This is a genomic window from Opacimonas viscosa (assembly GCF_024199005.1).
Taxonomy (GTDB): Bacteria; Pseudomonadota; Gammaproteobacteria; order Enterobacterales; family Alteromonadaceae; genus Opacimonas; species Opacimonas viscosa.
Genome location: NZ_JANATA010000325.1, coordinates 1 through 237 on the forward strand (window position 1 = coordinate 1; position 237 = coordinate 237).

1 protein-coding gene is annotated in these 237 nt (G+C 50.2%); it reads left to right on the top strand.

Annotation, left to right across the window (positions count from 1 at the left end; translation table 11 throughout):
• Positions 1 to 177: 50S ribosomal protein L35 (rpmI, locus tag NLF92_RS13785; RefSeq protein ID WP_254102848.1), on the top strand; the 177-nt coding region annotated here is incomplete at its 5' end.
• Between the last annotated feature and the right edge of the window lie 60 nt (positions 178 to 237).

The window sequence follows — 237 nt, forward strand, 5'->3', positions numbered from 1 at the left end:
AACAGCGGCGCTGCTAAGCGCTTCAAAAAGACCGCTAACGGCTTCAAGCACAAGCAGTCTTTCCGTAGCCACATCTTGACCAAGAAGTCGACCAAGCGTAAGCGTCAGCTGCGTGGCATGAAGCAGATTCATGCTTCCGACAAAGCGCTGATCCAGCGCATGCTGCCGAACCTGTAAGGTCGAATTTTCTTATCTGAGTGCATTTAGCCTCAGTCATAAAGTCAGGAGTGTGTTATG